This is a genomic window from Pseudogulbenkiania sp. AW2-16 (genome assembly GCF_056824575.1).
On the sequence record NZ_CP157668.1, the window covers coordinates 3,615,522 to 3,634,157 of the forward strand.

Consider the following 18,636-nt stretch of genomic DNA (forward strand, 5'->3'; position numbering starts at 1 on the left):
TCAGAGGTGACTCATATCGTGATGTTCGATCTCGTAGGCTGCCGCGCGGTAGAACCGAAAGCGCTCGCGCGCTGTCGCCAACGACGCCTCGTCGCAACCGACAATTTCCAGAATACGGGCAAAGTGCTCGGGGTGTGCCGGCAACTCCGGCCCCAGATTCAACAGAACCGGGTGCTCCAACTCGGGTGGCAAGCGCGTCGTGAGCCAGATCGGCGTTTCCGGCGCTTCGCCAGCCTCCAGCTCACAATGCGGCACGAACTGGGTATCCGCGATGCTCCACAAGCGGGCGGTGAAACCGGCCAATTGCCCTTCGTCGGCCAACCACACCAGCAAACGCTCGCCCTTGCGGAATACCGTTTGGGCAAGCCGGCAAGCAAAAGCCTGGGGGTCGGCGACGTTGGTGTAAAAGTCAATCCGCGGCATCGTCAACCAAATCGTGAGATTCGCGCCGTGGCCGGCCGCGACGCACCACGTTACCGACGGCGATATCGGCTCGGTCCTGCAGGAACTGAACCAACAGCGGCACGGGACGGCCGGTAGCCCCCTTGTCCTTGCCGCTCTTCCATGCGGTTCCGGCAATATCCATGTGGGCCCAATCGAAGGACTTGGCAAAACGAGACAGGAAACATGCCGCGGTAATGCTGCCGGCCGGGCGCCCACCGGTATTGACCATGTCGGCGAACGGGCTCTTGATCGCCTCCTGATACTCGTCCCACAGCGGCAAGTGCCAGGCACGATCGCCGACTTCTTCGCCCGCCGCCAGCAGTTCGCGCGCCAGGGAATCCTGGTTGCTGTAGAGGCCACTGGCGACGTTGCCCAAGGCGATGATGCAGGCGCCGGTCAGCGTGGCGACGTCGATGACCAATGCCGGATTGAAGCGTTCGGCAAAAGTCAGGGCATCGCACAGGATCAGTCGGCCTTCGGCGTCGGTATTGAGAATCTCGACGGTCTGACCGGACATGGTCGTCACGATGTCACCCGGTTTGTTGGCCTTGCCCGACGGCATGTTTTCGCAGGTGGGAACGATGGCGATCAGGTTCAGCGGCAGCTGCATTTCGACAGCGGAGCGGAATGCGCCCAGCACGGTCGCCGCGCCGCACATGTCGTACTTCATCTCGTCCATGCCTTCGCTTTGCTTGAGCGAAATGCCGCCGGAATCGAATGTAATGCCCTTGCCGACCAGCACAATCGGCTTATCGTCCGTCTTGCCGCCCTGGTAGGACAGTACGATCAGACGAGCCTCTTCTTCGCTGCCCTTGGCCACCGACAGGAAGGAGGTCAGGCCTAGCGCCTCGATGGCGTCGGGAGCGTAGATATCGGCCTTGACCGAGAACTGGCGGGCCATGTCCTCCGCCTGCCGGGCGAGATAATCCGGCGTGCATACGTTACCCGGCAGGTTGCCCAGGTCCTTGGCGAAATTCATCCCGTTGCCGATGGCCAGGCCGCGCTGCAGACCTTTTTCGCCGTCGGCCAGGTCGCTGCGACGCGGCACCGCGAGGGTGAGCTTGCGCGGCTCGCGCGGACCGTCTTCGGACTTGGTCTTGAAGCGGTCGAAACGATACAGGGCGTCGAGCGTTACTACGGTCGCCTGTTCGATCATCCACTCCGCATCATGCTTCTTGACCGTCAGTTCGGTCAGATAGCTCACAGCCTCATTGGCCGACGTCTGCGTCAGGGCCCGAACCGAGCTGCGGATCGCCTCGCGATACTCCTTGGCGCGGAAATCACGCTCCTTGCCCAAGCCGACCAGCATCACCCGGTCGCACAGGGTATGCGGCACCGCATGCAGGATGAGGGTGGAGCCCAACTTCCCCTCCATGTCTCCGCGGCGGATCACATCGCTGATGAAACCGTTGGAAATGCGATCGAGCAGGTCCGCAGCGAAGGTCAGCTTGCGCGACTCGAACACGCCGACGATAACGCAGGCGACGCGCTGTTTTTCCGGGCTACCGCTTTTTATGTTAAATTCCATCGTGAACTCTCATGGATTATGTGCGTCAATTATGCCTGTTCCAACCGTGTGTCAGCCGGTTACGCCCAAGAATAGAGGCATTGACCGCAAACAGATAGTCTCCCACTCCAGAATCTGCCAAACAGGCACCTCTGAAAATTCATTCAAATTATCTCTACGCTTAACATAAAAAGTCAAAAAGGCCCTGCTCAATGGTTTTTCAAAAAAGCCTGACCCGTGAATTGACTTTTACTGCGGTCAGCGTGTTCGTGGTCCTGTTGGCCATTCTGGTCACTACCCAGACCATCAATCTGCTCGGCCGTGCCGCCGAGGGGCGCATCGCCAACGAGGCGGTAGCGGCCCTGATCGGGTTCTGGACACTCGGCTTGTTTCCCCTGCTGTTGATTCTCACCGTATTCATCAGTGTCCTGGTGGTGTTGACCCGACTCTGGCGGGATCATGAAATGGCCGTCTGGCTGGCCTCGGGTGTGTCGCTCAAGGACTGGGTCAAGCCGGTGCTGCGTTTTGCCGTTCCCTTGGCCATTCTGGTCGGCATCTCATCGCTACTGATTGGACCCTGGGCTGAGCAGCGCAGCCACGAATACGCCGAAATCCTCAAACAACACGAAGATGTTTCGGCCATATCCCCCGGCATTTTCAAGGAGTCCCACTCCTCCCGTCGCGTCTATTTCGTCGAGAATTTCTCCGGAAAGAACGGCTCGGCCGCCAACATCTTCATGCAGGACATGAGCAAGGGTAAGGTGGCCAGTATTTTCGCCAAATCCGGCCGAATCGTGACCAACGAGCAGGGCGAGCGGCTTCTGGTGCTGGAAAACGGCCGGCGCTATGTCGGCAATCCGGGCGAGGCGGACTATGAAGTCGCCGAATTTGCCCGCTACAGCGTGGTCATCAATGACCAACCCCAGTTTATTCCCTCAGGCAACTCGCGCCAGACCATGACCTCCGCCGCGCTGGCCCTGAGCGACAAGGCCGGCGACAAGGCCGAACTCGGCTGGCGGCTGTCCATGCCCATCAGCACGGTCGTCCTGGCGCTACTCGCCATTCCCTTGTCTTATTTCAATCCGCGCAGCGGCCACACCTACAACCTTCTGCTGGCCCTGCTGGCTTACTTCGTTTACCAAAATGCCCTAACCCTATGCCGTAACTGGGTGCTGCAAGATCGCCTGAGCGCCTATGCGATGCTGGCCCCCCATATGCTGATGTTGCTGGTAGCACTCGGCATGCTGACGTACCGCAACCGCCCGGCCAGTTCACCGGGTCGCTTCCTGGGCCAGCTCATCCGGAAATCCTGATCCATGAAACTGATTTACCGCTACATCACCACCCAGCTGACCGTGGCCACGCTGTATGCACTGGCAGCCCTGCTCGCACTGTACGCCTTCTTCGACGTCATCAAAGAAGTCCCCGACTTGGGACACGGCAGCTATGGCGTGCCGCAGATGCTGCTCTACATTGCGCTCTTGATGCCGGGGCACGCCTACGAGCTGATGCCCCTCGTGGTGCTGATCGGCGGCATGGTCGCCATGACCCAGCTCGCCACCAGCAGCGAATACACCATCATCCGCACCAGTGGCGTCACCCTCGCCCAGGTCGCGGGCGTGCTGTTGCGTTTCGGCATCGGCTTTGCCGTGATCACCGGCCTGCTGGGCGAATTCGGCGCCCCGTTCTCTGAAAAGCAGGCGGAGCGCATGAAACTATCGGCGACCAAGTCGATGGTCACTCAGGAGTTCCACTCGGGCATCTGGGTCAAGGATGACCAGAATTTCATCAACGTGGGCGAAATGCTGCCGGACAACACCCTGCTCGGGGTTCGTATCTACACCTACGACAAGGACTACCGCCTGGTGCAAACCCGTTTTGCCGAGCGCGGTACCTATCAGCGGCCACAGCACGTGTGGCGACTCGAAAAGGTCAAGGAAACCACGCTGGGCGACAAGGCGACTACAACACGCCAACTCAACACCCTGGATTGGCATTCGGTGATCGAACCGTCGATCCTCGACGTGCTGCTGGTGGTCCCCGAGCAGATGTCGGCCATGGACCTGACGACCTACATCGAACACTTGCGCAGCAATGAGCAGAAAACCCAACGCTACGAAATTGCCTTGTGGAGCAAATTTTTCTATCCGCTGGCCTGCATCTCCATGGCCCTGGTGGCTCTCGCCTTCACGCCGCGCCAACGCCGTCATGCCCAACTGGGGATAAGGCTGTTCGTCGGCATCTGCCTGGGGGTCGCCTTCCACTTCGTCAACCGGCTGTTTGCGCACCTGGGCCTGCTCTACGACTGGAATGCCATGTTTGCGGCCACGCTCCCCACCCTGTTGTTCCTGCTGGCGGGCATTACCATCACCGTGCGACAAGAAAGGCGCTGACATGACCGATCCGATGCTCGAACGCTGCAAAGCCTGGCGCCGGACACTCAACGACGGTCGTCAGCGGCTGGCTGAGGCCTACTTGAAGAAGCGTGATCCGGAGCGCTTCCTCAAGCAATACAGCCAGGTTGTCGATGGCATCCTGCAGGACATGTGGGGAGCACTGGAGCTCGGCCAGCAGGCGGCGCTGGTCGCGGTCGGCGGCTACGGGCGCGGGCAATTGTTCCCGCACTCCGACATCGACCTGCTGTTCCTGCTGCCATCGGCCACCGAAACCGAGCTGAACGATGCGATCACCCGCCTGATCGGCCTGATGTGGGATAGCGGACTGGAGGTCGGCCACAGCGTGCGCACCCTCGCGGAGTGCCTGGAAGAAGCCGCCAACGACATTACGATCGAGACCACGCTGCTGGAAAATCGTTTCCTTGCCGGAGACGCCCAGCTACACCAGGAAGTCTGTACCGCGCTCGCCCAGCAGCGCGACCCATTGGCCTTTTTCGAAGGCAAGATTCTCGAACAGCAGCAGCGTCATAACCGCTACTTCGGTGTCACCAACAACCTCGAGCCGAACGTCAAGGAAAGCCTGGGCGGCTTGCGAGACCTGCAAACCATCCTGTGGATCAGCAAGGCCATCGATCTGGGCGACAACTGGGATGCGCTGGTGCGGCGCGGCATCCTGACCTTGGCCGAAGCCCGCCTGATCAAGCATAGCGAGAGCCAGCTGCAGAAACTGCGCATCGACCTGCACCTGCTGGCGCGCCGGCGCGAAGATCGTCTGATCTTCGACCTGCAACAGCAAATGGGCCTGGCTTGGGGGCTCAAGGACACCCCGGCCAAGCGCGCCAGTGAACAGGTAATGCAGTTGTATTACCGTGCCGCCAAGACGGTCGGCCAGCTGAACGGCATTCTGCTCCCCAACCTGCGGGCACGGATTTATTCGCAGGTGCCGCGCGTCACACAGAATCTCAACGCCCGCTTCTATAGCGTCAACGGCATGCTGGGGATTCGTCGCCCGGACGTGTTTGAGAAAGAACCGTCGGCGATTCTGGAGGCCTTCCTGATCCTGCAGAGAAACCCGGAATTGACCGGCTTTGCGCCGCGCATGCTGCGCGCCCTATGGCACGCGCGCAGCCGCATCAACGAGAAATTCCGCCGCGACCCGACCAATCGGGCGCTATTCATGCAGATTCTGCGCGAACCCGGTCTGACCCGAACGCTGCGACGCATGAATCTGTACGGCGTACTGGGCAAGTACCTGGCCAACTTCGGCCGCATCGTCGGTCAGATGCAACACGATCTGTTCCACGTTTACACTGTGGACGAACACATTTTGATGGTGGTGCGCAACCTGCGCCGCTTCGCCATCAGTGCTTTCAGCCACGAATACCCACTGCTCTCTAGGCTGATGAACGATTTTGTCCGGCCGGAAGCGCTGTACGCGGCCGGGCTGTTCCACGACATCGCCAAGGGCCGGGGCGGCGACCACTCGGAGCTCGGTAAGGACGACGCGCGCCAGTTCTGCGAAAGCCACGGCCTGTCGGCCGAAGATACCGAGCTGGTGGTGTGGCTGGTCGGCGAACACCTGACGATGTCGAGCGTCGCCCAAAAGCAGGACATCTACGATCCGGATACCGTGCTGCGCTTCGCCGACATGGTGCAAACCCCGCGCCGCCTCGCTGCACTGTACATGCTCACCGTGGCCGACATTCGCGGCACCAGTCCCAAGGTGTGGAACGCCTGGAAAGCCAAGCTGCTGGAAGACCTCTATCACGCCACACTCAAGGTACTGATGAGCGGCGGTGCACTGGACGTGGCCTCCGAGCTGAATGACCGCAAGCAGGAGGCCCTCACCCAATTACGCCTGTTCGCAGTACCCGACGACGCCATTCAGCGTTTCTGGGATGAGCTGGACACGGTCTATTTCCTGCGCCACGAAGCACGCGAGATCGCCTGGCACACCCGGGTGCTGAACCGTTTCACCCACGTCACCGAACCGATGGTCAAGACGCGACTGTCGGACGACCGCGAAGGCATCCAGGTTCTGGTCTATACCCCGGACCAGCCGGAGCTGTTCGCCCGCATCTGCGCCTTCTTCGGTCGCAGCAATTACAGCATTGCCGACGCCAAGATTCATACCACGCGGCACGGCTACGCGCTGGACACGTTCCACGTCTTTATCCCGGAGCACCATGATGGCGACTACCGGGATATGATCAACTTCATCGAATTCGAACTGGCGGACTGCCTGAAAAAAGCGGCACCGATCGCTCTGCCTCCCGCGGGCCGTATCAGCCGCCATCTCAAGCACTTCCCGGTCAGCCCCCAGGTCATGATCCGCCCCGACGACCGCGACAACTTCTTCGTGCTGACGATCGTTGCGGGCGACCGGCCCGGCCTTCTGGCGCGGATCGCCAAGGTGCTGACCGGCTACCGGCTCAACGTCCACTCGGCCAAGATCATGACGCTGGGCAGCCGCGTCGAGGACTCCTTCCTGGTCACCGGCTCGGCGTTGAAAGACGGCAAGAGCGTGCTGGCGCTGGAGGGAGAACTGCTCGAAACGCTGCGCCTGTAACGAAGGAGAAAAGCATGCTGTTCCTAGAAGACCTGACCCCCGGCCGACGCTTCGAGACCGGTAGCCATACCCTCACCGAGGAAGAGTTGCTGGCCTTCGCGCACCAGTTCGACCCGCAGTTTTTCCATACCGACCACGAAGCGGCCAAGAACAGCGTGTTCGATGGCCTTGCCGCCAGCGGCTGGCACACCAGCAGCCTCAGCATGCGCCTGGTCGCCCTGTCCGAGCTGGGCACGGTGGCGAACGGGCTGGTCGGCATGGACATCATTTCGATGCGATGGCCACGCCCCACCCGCGCCGGGGACATCCTCACCGTGTGTGTCGAGGTGCTGGAAAACCGTCGCTCCAACAGCCAGCCCGGCTTCGGCATCGTCACCGTACGCTGGACCACCACCAATCAACGGCAGGAAATCGCCATGCAACTGGAAAACCGCATCTGGGTCCAGGCGCGCGGTGAAGCGGACTGAGCCGATAGAGCCGGCCCGCCCGACATGATCGTTTGAGGGTTAAGCAGGGCGTGCCACAACAGCAGCGGCATACCCCGAACAGAAAAAAGCAGACTCTGGGCACCAGCACGGCTGCCCCACTGAGCAGGTCTTCAGCGGGTATTCCACTTGTGGAAATCGGCTGTCAGCTTGGAGAGGTCGCCGGCCGTTTCGGCCAGATGGTTCGAGCTCTGCTCGATGGCACGCGTGGTATGCAGATTCTGCTCGGCGATGGCGTTGAGCTGCTCCAGCGAGGCCGCCACCTCGTGCACCGACTGCGAGTTCTCCTCCATGCCCATGGCGAGATCGTTGGCTTGACGCCGCGCCTGCTCGGCCACCTGCATCAGGCTCTCGAGGTTGGCCGAAGATTGGCGGATATGCCCGCTGACCTCTTCCACCTCTTCGACCGTGGCATCCATGCTGGAGACGGCCTGGCGCGTGATCTCGCCAATTTGCTGAACCACTTCGGTAATCGAGCCGGTTGCCGAACTGGTCCGTTCCGCAAGTTTGCGCACCTCGTCGGCCACCACGGAAAAGCCGCGTCCCGCCTCGCCGGCGCGCGCCGCCTCGATGGCTGCGTTGAGTGCCAGCAGGTTAGTCTGCTCGGCGATCTCGTGGATCATGTCGGTCATGGTGCGGATACGCTGCATCGAGTGATCCATTTCGGAGATCGCTGCGCGTGAGGTTCCAACCACCGACACCGTGCGCTCGGCAGCCCGCGTCGCCGCCTGCATCGTGTCCTTGCCGGCTTCGGCAACCGATTTCGTCGATTCGGCCCCGTTCAGATTCTGCTCCGCCAGTTCCGCCACATCTTTGATCGCCGCGCTCATGGTTTCCATGTTGCGACTGATCTGCATCAGGCCTTCGCCCTGCTGCACCGAGCGCGCCGCCAGCGAATGCATCTCGTCGCGCAACTGGTCAGCCTGGCCGGAGGTCCGCGAACCCGCACCGATCACATCCGCCACCACGGCGCGATAATGGATGCGCAACGACTCCAGACCGCCGATCACCTCGCCCAGCAGCCCGCCATCACGGACCTGGAGGTTGCGGCCGAGCCGCCCCTCCGCGAGATCACCGAATCCCTGCCGCAACAGGCCCAACACCTTGTTGACCCGCCACCATCCCCAAGCCCCGCCACTCACCGCCAGCACAGCGCCGGCCGTGGCAAGCGCTGCCCCGCCCGCTCCTGGCGGCACTAGACTGCCGGCCAACAACAACACGACCCCGCTCCCCGCCAGCAAAGGGGCCCAGCGCAGCACGTCGATGCAACGCCGCAAGGCCTTGAGGGTGGACGGCACCACCGCCTGCTTGTTGCGGACAGCCTGGTACAACACAGTGGCCGCCGCAATTTCCTCGCGCCGAGGCGCCGATCGCACCGACATGTAACCGGTAATCTTGCCATGCTCGGTAATCGGCGTGACATACGCCTCCACCCAGTAAAAATCACCATTCTTGCAGCGATTTTTGACCAAGCCCCGCCACGGCCGCCCCGTCTTGATGGTCTCCCACAGGTCGGCAAAGGCCTCGGGCGGCATATCCGGATGGCGCACGATGTTGTGATTGCGGCCGACCAATTCCGCTTCGCTGAAGCCGCTGATATCGACAAAGGCACGGTTCACATAGGTGATGCTGCCCTTGGCATCGGTCTTGCTGACGATAGGGTTGGATGGGTCGACCAGATGTTCCTGGTCGGTAACCGGCAGGTTGATTTTCACGAAACGATCTCAGAAATAACGATATTTTATAATTATTATTTATAATAAATAATTGCCCGGAACAAAGCAAAGCAATCGTCGCTCACTTTGCCTTGAGCGACATCAAGCCGATCAAAACCGGCGCGAGATGGTCGGGTGGTCCATGGCGGGGATCGGCGGAAGGATGGGGCAGGCGGTTGACCGGGAAACCACCCATGGTGGTCGCTAGTGCTAACCGGGTTCAGGTGACGTTGTTGAATCTGGCCAAGGGGAGGCAAAGAGCGTGGAAAGCGGGGTTCTGCGGGCAAATCGCGTATCCCGGCCACCACGGCAGGGCTCGCATCCCCGCTCTATTCTACTTATCGCACCAGCCCTCCCTGGCCGGAGGACGCAACCACTCGACAATGGTCTGCCACGCGGCACGATCCCTAGCCACCTTGCTGGCAGGCAGATCGAACAAGGTCAGGCCTTGCGCCGCGGCCTGCACATACAACTGGGTATCCCGCAGCCAGCTCAGCACTGCCACGTCGTGGCGCTGCAGAAAGGACTCCAGCTCGCGCGCCGAGCGGGTGCGCGGGTCGACACGCATGCCGACCACCGCCATGAATACCTTGTTTTTCCTGATCGCCTTTTCTTCCAGCAGCCGATGGAAGAATTCCTCGCTCGCCCACATGTCGAACGGGGAAGGCTGAATCGGGATCAAGATACGGTCGACCCGGGAGATCAGGCTGTTGAGTCGCTTGCCATGCAGCCCGGCAGGGCTATCCAGCACCACGACGCTGGTGCCCTTCGGCGGCTTTGCCGGCTCGCCGGGCTCGACCTGCCAGCCGTGAATGCTCGGCAGTGCCGGCGGGCGTTGTGCCAGCCAGCGAAGGGAAGACTGCTGCCGATCGACATCGCCGAGCATGACCTTGTCACCGCTGTTGGCAAAATATCCGGCCAGATTTGTCGCCAGGGTCGATTTGCCACTCCCACCCTTGGGGTTGGCAACCAGCACCGAAAGCACCATGCTCGTCTCCATTGCATCACGGCGCGATGACTCTACCAAAGCCATCGCCCTTGCCTGTTTTCGGAAATTCTGTTCAGCTTGCCGCTGGATACAGGGAAACAACCATGATACGCAGCTTTGACGCCGTCTTGTTCGATATGGACGGCCTGATGATAGATACCGAATCGGTGAGCGCTTCGAGCTGGCGCCTGGCGGGCGAATCGCTCGACATCCAGATCCCCGAGGAGCTGATTCACAGCATGGTCGGCCTGTCGGTCAGCCGGAGCCTGGAGAGGGTCATCGAGCACTACGGCGACCGCACCCTCGGCCAAGCCTTGAGCGAAGCCTGCCGTCATCACTACCGGCGCCAGCTCGCCGAGGATGACATTCCCCTCAAGAGTGGTATCGAAGCAGTGCTGGATTGGCTGAGCGAACAGGACATTCCGCGCGCCGTGGCGACGTCGACACAGCGGCTGATGTGCGACCTCAAACTGCAACGCACCGGTTTGGCGCGTTATTTCGACATCAGCGTTGCCGGTGACGAGGTCCCGCATACCAAACCGGCCCCCGATGTTTACCTGGCCGCCGCCGCCGGGCTCGACATCGCACCTGAGCGCTGCATTGTGCTTGAGGACTCTCCGTACGGGCTCCTGGCGGGACACACCGCAGGCATGCGTGTCATCCTGGTGCCAGACCTGATCAAGCCGAGCCCGGAAGACAACGCCAAGGCCCTCGCCACGTGCGACACCCTGCACGACGCCCTGAACCTCCTCAAGTCACTGTGACATCGACAGGTTGGCCGAACACCTCGGCTAACCTATCCCCGGGCCTTTCCGTCAGTTGGCGCCTTGGCACTGGTCTTCAAGAACCGTCAACGCCCCGTACAGATAATCGGTCAGCTGGGCCAGCAACTGCCCGCCCTGCTCCGCCGGCGCTTCCAGAGTCAGCTGCACCCGATCGCCGTAAGCGGCCTCCAGTACGACCACCCCATGATCCGAACAAAAGCGCCGCAATCGCGACTCCTCGGCAAAGCCGGTACTGACCCTGTAGCGAGCCAGCTTGACGGTCGGCAGTAGCTGGGCCTGCTGCAACGCGGTACTCACTGCCTGGGCATAGGCTCGCACCAAGCCGCCTGCTCCCAGTTTGATCCCCCCGAAATAGCGCACCACTACCGCCAGCACGTTGCCCACGTCCTTGTGCGTCAGCACCGCATACATCGGCTTGGCCGCCGTGCCGGAAGGCTCACCATCGTCGTCGAGTCCCGAATCCCCTTCCGTCAGCAGGACCGAGCAGTAATGCCGGGCATCCTTCCAGCGCTGACACACCTCGGCCAAGCGGTCCATGGCCTCGGCCCGGCTGGTCACCGGATAGAGTACGGCGATAAAGCGGCTTTTCTTGATCTCGATCTCGGCCGTTACCGGTGCCGCCAGTTGCAACATTGCTGCCTTCCCTCAAACTGAAGCCATGAATAAATCACACTGTGCCTACCTGGATCGATTCGCGGGCGCGCGGCAGCACACCCTGCTACCCGAGTTTTGTTAGCACACGCAAAGCCCCCATCTTACCCGAAGCCCCACCTAGACTGAGATGAAGCAAAGCAATTGCCGATGAGCCCGGCCAGGCCAACACGTCTCTCATGCTTGTCACCAACCCAGCCGGGACGGACAATAACCCATTCATCATGGCCGGAAAGGTAACAATGCCGATCACCCCTACCCTATGGTTCGCCTGCGCCGTGGTTGCCCTAATCGCCGAGTTCGTCACCGGCACCTTCTACCTTTTGGTGGTAGCGCTAGCCCTGGCCGGGGGTGGGCTGGCGGCACTAAGCGGCTTGGGAACCGCCGCCGAGCTGACCGCTGCCAGCCTGACCGGCGTGATCGGACTGTGGCTCGTCACCCGCTGGAAGCAGCGCCACGCCAACCCGCGCCAGCCTCGCCGCGAACCTGACTTCGGCCAACCCGTACGCATCGTCAGCATTGGCGGCAATGGTCAGGCCCGCGTCCATTACCGTGGCACCGAATGGGACGCCGAGCTGCTCGACCCCACCCTCTCTCGCGGCCAGACCGGTTACATCACCGGCAGCGATGGCGGCCGGCTCAAGATTTCCTCAACACCACCAGGACAACACTAATGGAACTGGCGCTCATCCTCTTTCTGGCCGTAGTGATCTTCGTCCTCAAGTCGATCAAAGTCGTACCGCAACAGCATGCCTACGTGATCGAGCGGCTCGGACGCTACCACGGCACGCTGCAGCCCGGACTCAGCATCGTCGTACCTTTCGTCGATCGCGTCGCCTACAAGCACATCCTCAAGGAGATTCCGCTCGACGTTCCCAGCCAGATTTGTATCACGCGCGACAACACCCAGCTCAAGGTCGACGGTATCCTGTACTTTCAGGTCACCGACCCGCAGCGCGCCTCCTATGGCTCCAGCGACTACATACTGGCCATCACCCAACTGGCCCAGACCACGCTGCGTTCGGTTATCGGCAAGATGGAACTCGACAAGACCTTCGAGGAGCGTGACGAGATCAATCGCGCGGTCGTGGCGGCACTCGACGAAGCCGCCTTCTCCTGGGGGGTCAAGGTGCTGCGCTATGAGATCAAGGACCTGGTGCCTCCGCAGGACATCCTGCACGCCATGCAGGCACAGATCACGGCCGAGAGGGAAAAGCGCGCCCTGATCGCCTCGTCGGAAGGCCGCAAGATGGAACAGATCAACATCGCCTCCGGCACGCGTGAAGCAGCCATCCAGCAGTCACAGGGTGAAATGCAGGCCACCATCAACCAGTCGGAAGGGGCAAAGCAGGCTGCCATCAACAAGGCCCTTGGCGAAGCGGAAGCCCTGCGCCTGGTTGCCACCGCCACGGCCGAAGCCATCCAGCGCGTGGCCGGGGCGATCAAGACTGAGGGCGGCATCGAAGCGGTGAACCTCAGGGTGGCCGAGCAATATGTCGACGCGTTCGGCAAGCTCGCCAAAGAGAACAATACCCTGATCCTGCCCGGCAACGTCGCCGATATCGGCGGCCTGGTTGCCAGCGCCATGAGCATCGTCAAGCAGGTTCAACGTTAAGACAGCCTACGGCCGCAGCTTGTATTGCGGCCGGCCTGCCCCCATAATCGTTTGCATGAAATTCCTGTCCGACCTCTTTCCCGTCCTGCTGTTCTTCGGTGCCTACTGGTTCAGCAGAGACATGTTTATCGCCACCGCCGTCGCCATTGCCGCCACCACATTGCAAGTGGCCAGTGCTTGGCTGCGCCACCGCAAGGTCGAAACCATGCAATGGGTCAGCCTCGGGCTGATCGTGGTGCTGGGCGGTGCCACCTTGCTGCTGCATGACAAGCATTTCATCATGTGGAAGCCGACCGTACTGTACTGGATCATGGGCGCTGGGCTGCTGATCGGGGAACTTGCCGGCAAGAACGGCATCAGAGCCTTGGTTGGACAGCAAATGGAGCTCCCCGCAGCCGTATGGCGCAAGCTCAATTACGCATGGGTGGCATTCTTTGCCCTAATGGGTGCGCTTAACCTGTTCGTTGCCTACCGCTTCAGTGAAGACATCTGGGTCAATTTCAAGCTGTTTGGTGGATTGGGCCTGATGTTCGCCTTCGTCATCGCCCAAAGCCTGTTTCTCTCCAAGTATCTAGAGGAAAAAAGTAATGCTGTACGCCATTATCGGCCAGGACCAGCCAGGCTCTCTGGAAAACCGTCTGGCCGCCCGCCCGGCTCACCTGGCGCGCTTGCAGGCTTTGCAAGAGCAGGGCCGCTTGCTCGTCGCCGGGCCGTTTCCGGCCATCGACTCGCCTGATCCGGGTCCTGCCGGATTCAGCGGCAGCCTGATCGTGGCCGAATTCGCTTCACTCGACGAGGCGCGCGACTGGGCCGATGCCGACCCCTACGTCGCTGCCGGCGTTTACGCGCAGGTCGAAATCAAACCGTTCCGCAAGGTTTTTCCGGCATGAGCGACATCCTGCAACGGATGCAAGAACGCCTGTTCAGCCTGCAACCCGAACACCTCGACATCGAGGACGATAGCGCCGCCCATGCCGGCCATGCCGGCGCCCGATCGGGTGGTGGACACTATAACCTGACCATTGTCAGCCCCTGCTTCGCGGGTCTGAGTCGTGTCAAGCGCCACCAAATGGTATACGAGGCGCTGGGCGATCTCATGAAAACCGGCATCCATGCCCTGGCCATCAAGGCTTTCGCCCCGAACGAAATCTGATATCACCAATAAGGATTCCCCCATGCGACATTCCCGTCTCGCCGCCCTGCTGTTCGTTGCCGCCATCGGCATCCCCGGCCTCGCTGCTGCGCAAGCCGTTGCCACCGTCAACGGTGTCGCCATCGACAAAAAAGACGTCGACGAAGCCGTCACCATGCTGAGCAAGAATAGCAATGGCAAAGTCCAGGACAGCCCGGCACTGCGCGAGCAGATCAAGGAAAACCTGATCAACAAGCAGCTGATCCTGCAGGAAGCCACGCGCCGTGGCCTGGAAAAACAGCCGGATTTCGTCGAGCGCCTGCAGAACGTTCGTGAAGAGATGCTGCGCGATGCGCTGTTTGCCGAGATCGTGAAACAGAGCCCGGTTACCGACGCCAAGATCAAGGCCCGCTATGACCAGCTCGCCTCCCAGCAGGCCGGTAGCAAGGAAGTGCACGCCCGCCAGATCATGGTGGCCAGCGAGGCGGAAGCCACCAAGGTGATCGCCGACCTGAAGAAGGGCAAGAAATTCGAAGACCTGGCCAAGACGCTTTCCAAAGACCCGGCCGCCAAACAATCTGGCGGCGACATGGGCTGGGGCAACCTGAGCCAGATGGAGCCCAAGCTGGCTGAAGCACTGAAAGGTCTGGGCAAGGGCCAGAGCAGCAGCCAGCCGTTCAAATCCGGGCTGGGCTGGCACGTATTCAAGATTGAAGACATCCGCGACGCCAAGTTGCCGCCGCTGAACGAAGTGAAAGCCCAGATCGCTCGCCAGATTCAGCAAGAAGACGTAGCCAAGGCCGTCGGTGAACTTCGCTCCAAGGCCAAAATCCAGTAAATCAAGAACGACAAAGGATATTATCCAACATGCGCAAAACTCTGCTGCTTAGCACCCTGACCGCCGCCGTGCTGTCGACCGCCGTCTTGGCGGCGCCTCCGGTCGTCAACGGGACCGCCATTTCCCAGTCCCGTATCGACGCCGTCGTCCGCATGATGGAAGCCCAAGGCCAGCAGTCGTCGCCGGACCTGCAGGCCGCGGCGCGTGACCAACTGATTACCGCCGAAATCCTGCGTCAGGCAGCGGTGAAGAAAGGTCTCGACAAGTCGCCCGAATACCGCGCCGAGCTGGAGAACATGCAGACCATGGCACTGGCCAGCCGTCTGATCAAGGACTTCCAGCGCAGCAACCCGGTGAGCGATGCACAGCTGCGCGCCGAATACGACAAGATCAAGTCGCAGTTCCCGGAGAAGAAGAGCTATCATGCTCGCCACATCCTGGTTCCGACCGAAGCGGAAGCCAAGGCCGTGATCGATGCGTTGCGGAAGGGCAAGGCGTTTGACCAGCTGGCCAAGGAAAAGTCGATCGATCCGGGCAGCAAGAACAACGGCGGTGATCTCGGCTGGAGCGAAGCCAGCAACTTTGTAGCCCCGTTCTCCGAAGCCATGACCAAGCTGGCCAAGGGCCAGGTCACCTCGGAACCGGTCAAGACCGAATTTGGCTGGCACGTGATCAAGCTTGACGACGTGCGCACCGAAGCGGCCCCGCCGGTGGAACAGATCCGCCCGCAGCTGGAACAGCGCATCATGTCCGGCCGCATCGAGAAGTTCATCAGTGATCTGAAGGCCAAGGCCAGTATCCAGTAATCGGGATGCTAGTCATGAAAAAACGGGGCGGATAACCGCCCCGTTTTTTTTCATTGCCACACCCGCACTCACTCGTCGTCGCACCACTTCGGGGTTCGCTTGCCCATGAAGGCGGCCACCCCCTCCAGCTGCTCTTCCCCCCCGACCAGCCGCAGCATGGCTTGCTTCTCCAAAGCCAGATGTTCCTCCATGTCATGGTATGCACTGCCCACGATCAGCTTGCGTACCTCCTGGATGGCTCGCGGAGCCTGGCGCGCGACTTTATTCGCCAGACTGACGGCAACAATCTTGGACAGGCCGGGGTCAACCACCTCTTCCACCAGGCCAATGGACAAGGCCTTGGCCGCCGTGAGAATCTCACCGCCAAGAATGATCCGCTTCGCCCAGGACACACCGACCTTGTCAGTCAACGCCTTGGTGCCACCAGCGCAAGGCAGCAGCCCTACCTTGGTCTCCGGGAGACCAAGCTGCGCGCCGACTTCTGCCACCATGTAATCGCAAGCCAGGGCGCACTCCAGCCCTCCCCCCAAGGCATAGCCATTAATCGCGGCCACAGTTACTCCATGAAAACCGCGGATCGCACCGAATGCCAGCGCAAAGGCATCGATGACCTCGGCAGCCAACTGCCGGTCTCCGCCGGCAAACTGATTAAGGTCGGCACCGGCCGAGAAGAAGGCATCGCCTTCTCCAGTTAGCACCACGGAACGGATCAAATCGTCTTGTTCGATTTCCTCCATCACCGCCCCCAATTCACGCAGACTCGCCAACGTCCACAGGTTGGCCGGAGGGTTGTTGATGGTCAGAATGGCCGATTGCCCGAGTTTCTCGACAGTCACACTGTTCGCCATGATGCTCCTCACTACGCTCTCGTTTGTTATGGTTGTGAACGTTCATGGCGGCAGGCACCTCACAGCAGCCTCTCAGGGCAGCGCAGGGTGCGCCCAGCCATTGTTGACACAGATATTTACCAGTACAACAACTGTTTCTTACTTATTGATTTTTAGCTCTTTGCTTGGTGAATGCCAAAATAAAATCGGTGCCTTTTCAATTATTCCAAAGGCAAGAAAAGCGACATGCAGGTAGAGCCACTGCCTCTTTGGTAAAATCAGGCTTTCCGTAGTGGTGCCGTTGATGATTGAAACCAGTTTTCTTGTTTTGTTCCTGGCCGGGCTCCTCGGCGGTGGGCACTGTATCGGCATGTGTGGCGGCATAGTTACCGCGCTGTCCCTCAATCTGCCCGAGCAACGACGCGGTTTCATCCTGCTTTCCTACAATATCGGGCGCATGGCCAGCTACGTACTGATTGGCGCCTTACTCGGCGGTCTGGCGCAGGCAGGGCTCTCCTTGCTGCAAGTACGCCCGCTGCAAATTGGCCTCTACCTGCTGGCCAACGTGATGATCATCGGCGTGGGGTTATACCTGGCAGGGTTATCGCCCGCCATCACCCGCATCGAAGTGATCGGGAAGCCCGTGTGGCGGCGCTTGCAGCCACTGTTGGCTCCTCTGCTGCCGATACGCCATCCAGGTCAGGCGCTGCTGGCAGGCGCGCTGTGGGGATGGTTGCCGTGCGGATTGGTCTATAGTGCCAGCCTCACCGCCCTGGCCTCGGGGTCGGCCGCTCGTGGCGCGCTGGTCATGCTGGCGTTTGCTCTGGGAACGCTGCCCAATCTGCTCGCCATGGGTTTGTTCGCCAACACCTTGAAACGCTGGCTGCAAAAACGGCCAGTGCGGCTGATTGCCGGACTGGCCGTGGTGGGAATGGGTGTGTATCAATTACTCAGCCATCTGCTGCCGCAACACCCCCACTTTTGATCAACGGAACGATTTGAGAATGGTGTCCACGTTGTAACGGAACAGCGCCAGGTAACTATTGGCCGGGCCGTTGGGCGCCGACAGGGCATCGGCGTACAGTGCCGCGCCAGCCTTCACATTGGCCTCCCTTGCCAATTGCTCGAGCAGGCGCTTGTCGCTCATGTTCTCAAAGAAGATGGCCTTGACCTTTTCCTTTTTTACCTGCCGTACCAGCATCGCCACGGCCTTGGCTGACGCCTCGGTATCGGTGCTCACCCCCTGCGGCGACAGCAACTGGATGCCATAGCGCTTACCCAGGTAAGCAAAAGCGTCGTGCGAGGTCAGTACCTTGCGCTGCACGGCCGGCACGGCGGCAAAGGCCTTGGCCGCCCATTGATCCATCTCGCTCACCCTGCGTCCGTAGTCGGCCGCGCGCTGCCGGTAGACGGCTTGTCCCTCTGGATCCGCCTTGCTCAACCCTTCCGCAATGTTCTTGATGTAAGTCTGCACCCGCTCGGGGTCTTGCCAGGCGTGCGGGTCGACACCACCATGCTGGTGGCCGTGCTCTTCCACCCCATGCTCCTCCACCATCAACGGCTGGATACCCTTGCTGGCTTCGATCAGCGTTCCCTTGAACCCGGCGGAACGGGTAAGACGCCCCATCCACCCCTCGAAGCCCAGGCCGTTGACGACGAACACCTTGGCCGCGGCCAGGCGTTTCACGTCCGCCGGCGCCGGCTGAAACACGTGGGCATCTTGGTTAGGACCGACCAGCGACACCACTTCGACGCGGTCGCCGCCGATTTCACGGGTCATGTCCGCCACGATACTGAAACTGGCTATAACCGGCAGCTTGGCCCACGCCCACAAAGGCAGGCTCAAGAGGGCAACACCCAACAAAGTTTTCTTCATTT

Annotated in this window: 19 protein-coding genes and 1 pseudogene; 13 read left to right on the forward strand and 7 right to left on the reverse strand. The window is 60.8% G+C overall.

The window, feature by feature from the left end:
- Both ABKF58_RS17480 and ABKF58_RS17485 read right to left on the reverse strand, forming a co-directional pair.
- Nucleotides 1-423 carry a DNA polymerase III subunit chi gene (locus ABKF58_RS17480; protein ID WP_482584397.1) on the reverse strand — a complete coding sequence of 141 codons (423 nt, stop codon included), beginning with the start codon at nt 421-423 and terminating at the stop codon, nt 1-3.
- A complete protein-coding gene (locus ABKF58_RS17485; protein ID WP_482582363.1) occupies nt 410-1,972 on the reverse strand; it encodes a leucyl aminopeptidase in 1,563 nt (520 codons plus the stop codon). The genes ABKF58_RS17480 and ABKF58_RS17485 overlap by 14 nt, the downstream gene beginning before the upstream one ends.
- Before the next feature lie 191 nt (nt 1,973-2,163).
- On the opposite strand from ABKF58_RS17485, the gene lptF reads away from it, so the two are divergent.
- From lptF to ABKF58_RS17505, 4 genes are read left to right on the forward strand one after another with little or no spacing between them, the layout of a single operon-like run.
- Nucleotides 2,164-3,264 carry an LPS export ABC transporter permease LptF gene (gene lptF / locus ABKF58_RS17490; RefSeq protein WP_014086894.1) on the forward strand — a complete coding sequence of 367 codons (1,101 nt, stop codon included), beginning with the start codon at nt 2,164-2,166 and terminating at the stop codon, nt 3,262-3,264.
- 3 nt (nt 3,265-3,267) lie between these two features.
- Nucleotides 3,268-4,344 carry an LPS export ABC transporter permease LptG gene (lptG, locus tag ABKF58_RS17495; RefSeq protein WP_014086893.1) on the forward strand — a complete coding sequence of 359 codons (1,077 nt, stop codon included), beginning with the start codon at nt 3,268-3,270 and terminating at the stop codon, nt 4,342-4,344.
- A gap of 1 nt (nt 4,345) precedes the next feature.
- The gene (locus ABKF58_RS17500; RefSeq protein WP_482582364.1) at nt 4,346-6,916 is read left to right on the forward strand and encodes a [protein-PII] uridylyltransferase; all 2,571 of its coding nucleotides are present in this window, start codon (nt 4,346-4,348) and stop codon (nt 6,914-6,916) included.
- A 14-nt stretch (nt 6,917-6,930) separates the two neighbouring features.
- Complete coding sequence (locus ABKF58_RS17505; RefSeq protein ID WP_482582366.1) at nt 6,931-7,383, forward strand: MaoC family dehydratase; 453 nt, start codon at nt 6,931-6,933, stop codon at nt 7,381-7,383.
- A 131-nt stretch (nt 7,384-7,514) separates the two neighbouring features.
- Here the strand turns inward: ABKF58_RS17505 and ABKF58_RS17510 are convergent, their stop codons facing one another.
- Complete coding sequence (locus ABKF58_RS17510) at nt 7,515-9,116, reverse strand: methyl-accepting chemotaxis protein (protein ID WP_482582368.1); 1,602 nt, start codon at nt 9,114-9,116, stop codon at nt 7,515-7,517.
- A gap of 334 nt (nt 9,117-9,450) precedes the next feature.
- A complete protein-coding gene (locus ABKF58_RS17515) occupies nt 9,451-10,104 on the reverse strand; it encodes a nucleotide-binding protein (protein ID WP_482582370.1) in 654 nt (217 codons plus the stop codon).
- Between the two features lie 104 nt (nt 10,105-10,208).
- Here ABKF58_RS17515 and ABKF58_RS17520 point away from each other — a divergent pair, with 104 nt between their 5' ends.
- Nucleotides 10,209-10,868, forward strand: a complete 660-nt coding sequence (locus ABKF58_RS17520; protein ID WP_482582372.1) for an HAD family hydrolase — start codon at nt 10,209-10,211, stop codon at nt 10,866-10,868.
- A 51-nt stretch (nt 10,869-10,919) separates the two neighbouring features.
- Here the strand turns inward: ABKF58_RS17520 and ABKF58_RS17525 are convergent, their stop codons facing one another.
- Nucleotides 10,920-11,522 carry an IMPACT family protein gene (locus ABKF58_RS17525; protein WP_482582374.1) on the reverse strand — a complete coding sequence of 201 codons (603 nt, stop codon included), beginning with the start codon at nt 11,520-11,522 and terminating at the stop codon, nt 10,920-10,922.
- A 260-nt stretch (nt 11,523-11,782) separates the two neighbouring features.
- Here ABKF58_RS17525 and ABKF58_RS17530 point away from each other — a divergent pair, with 260 nt between their 5' ends.
- The 7 genes and pseudogenes from ABKF58_RS17530 (at nt 11,783) to ABKF58_RS17560 (ending at nt 15,931) form a co-directional block, all read left to right on the forward strand.
- Nucleotides 11,783-12,214, forward strand: a complete 432-nt coding sequence (locus tag ABKF58_RS17530; RefSeq protein WP_482582376.1) for an NfeD family protein — start codon at nt 11,783-11,785, stop codon at nt 12,212-12,214.
- A complete protein-coding gene (locus ABKF58_RS17535) occupies nt 12,214-13,155 on the forward strand; it encodes an SPFH domain-containing protein (protein ID WP_008953913.1) in 942 nt (313 codons plus the stop codon). The genes ABKF58_RS17530 and ABKF58_RS17535 overlap by 1 nt, the downstream gene beginning before the upstream one ends.
- Nucleotides 13,156-13,210: 55 nt before the next feature.
- Nucleotides 13,211-13,738 (forward strand): annotated as a pseudogene (locus ABKF58_RS17540) (septation protein A); the annotation flags it as partial.
- A 4-nt stretch (nt 13,739-13,742) separates the two neighbouring features.
- Entirely contained in the window at nt 13,743-14,045 is a 303-nt protein-coding gene (locus ABKF58_RS17545; RefSeq protein WP_014086886.1) for a YciI family protein, read from the forward strand.
- The gene (locus ABKF58_RS17550) at nt 14,042-14,308 is read left to right on the forward strand and encodes a BolA family protein (RefSeq protein ID WP_482582378.1); all 267 of its coding nucleotides are present in this window, start codon (nt 14,042-14,044) and stop codon (nt 14,306-14,308) included. The genes ABKF58_RS17545 and ABKF58_RS17550 overlap by 4 nt, the downstream gene beginning before the upstream one ends.
- A gap of 22 nt (nt 14,309-14,330) precedes the next feature.
- On the forward strand, nt 14,331-15,125 hold the full coding sequence (locus tag ABKF58_RS17555) for a peptidylprolyl isomerase (RefSeq protein WP_482582380.1): 795 nt from the start codon (nt 14,331-14,333) through the stop codon (nt 15,123-15,125).
- 29 nt (nt 15,126-15,154) lie between these two features.
- A complete protein-coding gene (locus ABKF58_RS17560) occupies nt 15,155-15,931 on the forward strand; it encodes a peptidylprolyl isomerase (protein ID WP_008953908.1) in 777 nt (258 codons plus the stop codon).
- 68 nt (nt 15,932-15,999) lie between these two features.
- On the opposite strand, the gene ABKF58_RS17565 is transcribed toward ABKF58_RS17560, so the two are convergent.
- The gene (locus ABKF58_RS17565; RefSeq protein ID WP_008953907.1) at nt 16,000-16,779 is read right to left on the reverse strand and encodes an enoyl-CoA hydratase; all 780 of its coding nucleotides are present in this window, start codon (nt 16,777-16,779) and stop codon (nt 16,000-16,002) included.
- A 283-nt stretch (nt 16,780-17,062) separates the two neighbouring features.
- Between ABKF58_RS17565 and ABKF58_RS17570 the strand changes: the two genes are divergently transcribed.
- Nucleotides 17,063-17,743 (forward strand): sulfite exporter TauE/SafE family protein, encoded by a 681-nt coding sequence (locus ABKF58_RS17570; protein WP_482582382.1) that lies wholly within the window; start codon nt 17,063-17,065, stop codon nt 17,741-17,743.
- Here the strand turns inward: ABKF58_RS17570 and ABKF58_RS17575 are convergent, their stop codons facing one another.
- The gene (locus ABKF58_RS17575; protein WP_482582384.1) at nt 17,744-18,634 is read right to left on the reverse strand and encodes a metal ABC transporter substrate-binding protein; all 891 of its coding nucleotides are present in this window, start codon (nt 18,632-18,634) and stop codon (nt 17,744-17,746) included.
- Nucleotides 18,635-18,636 lie beyond the last annotated feature (2 nt).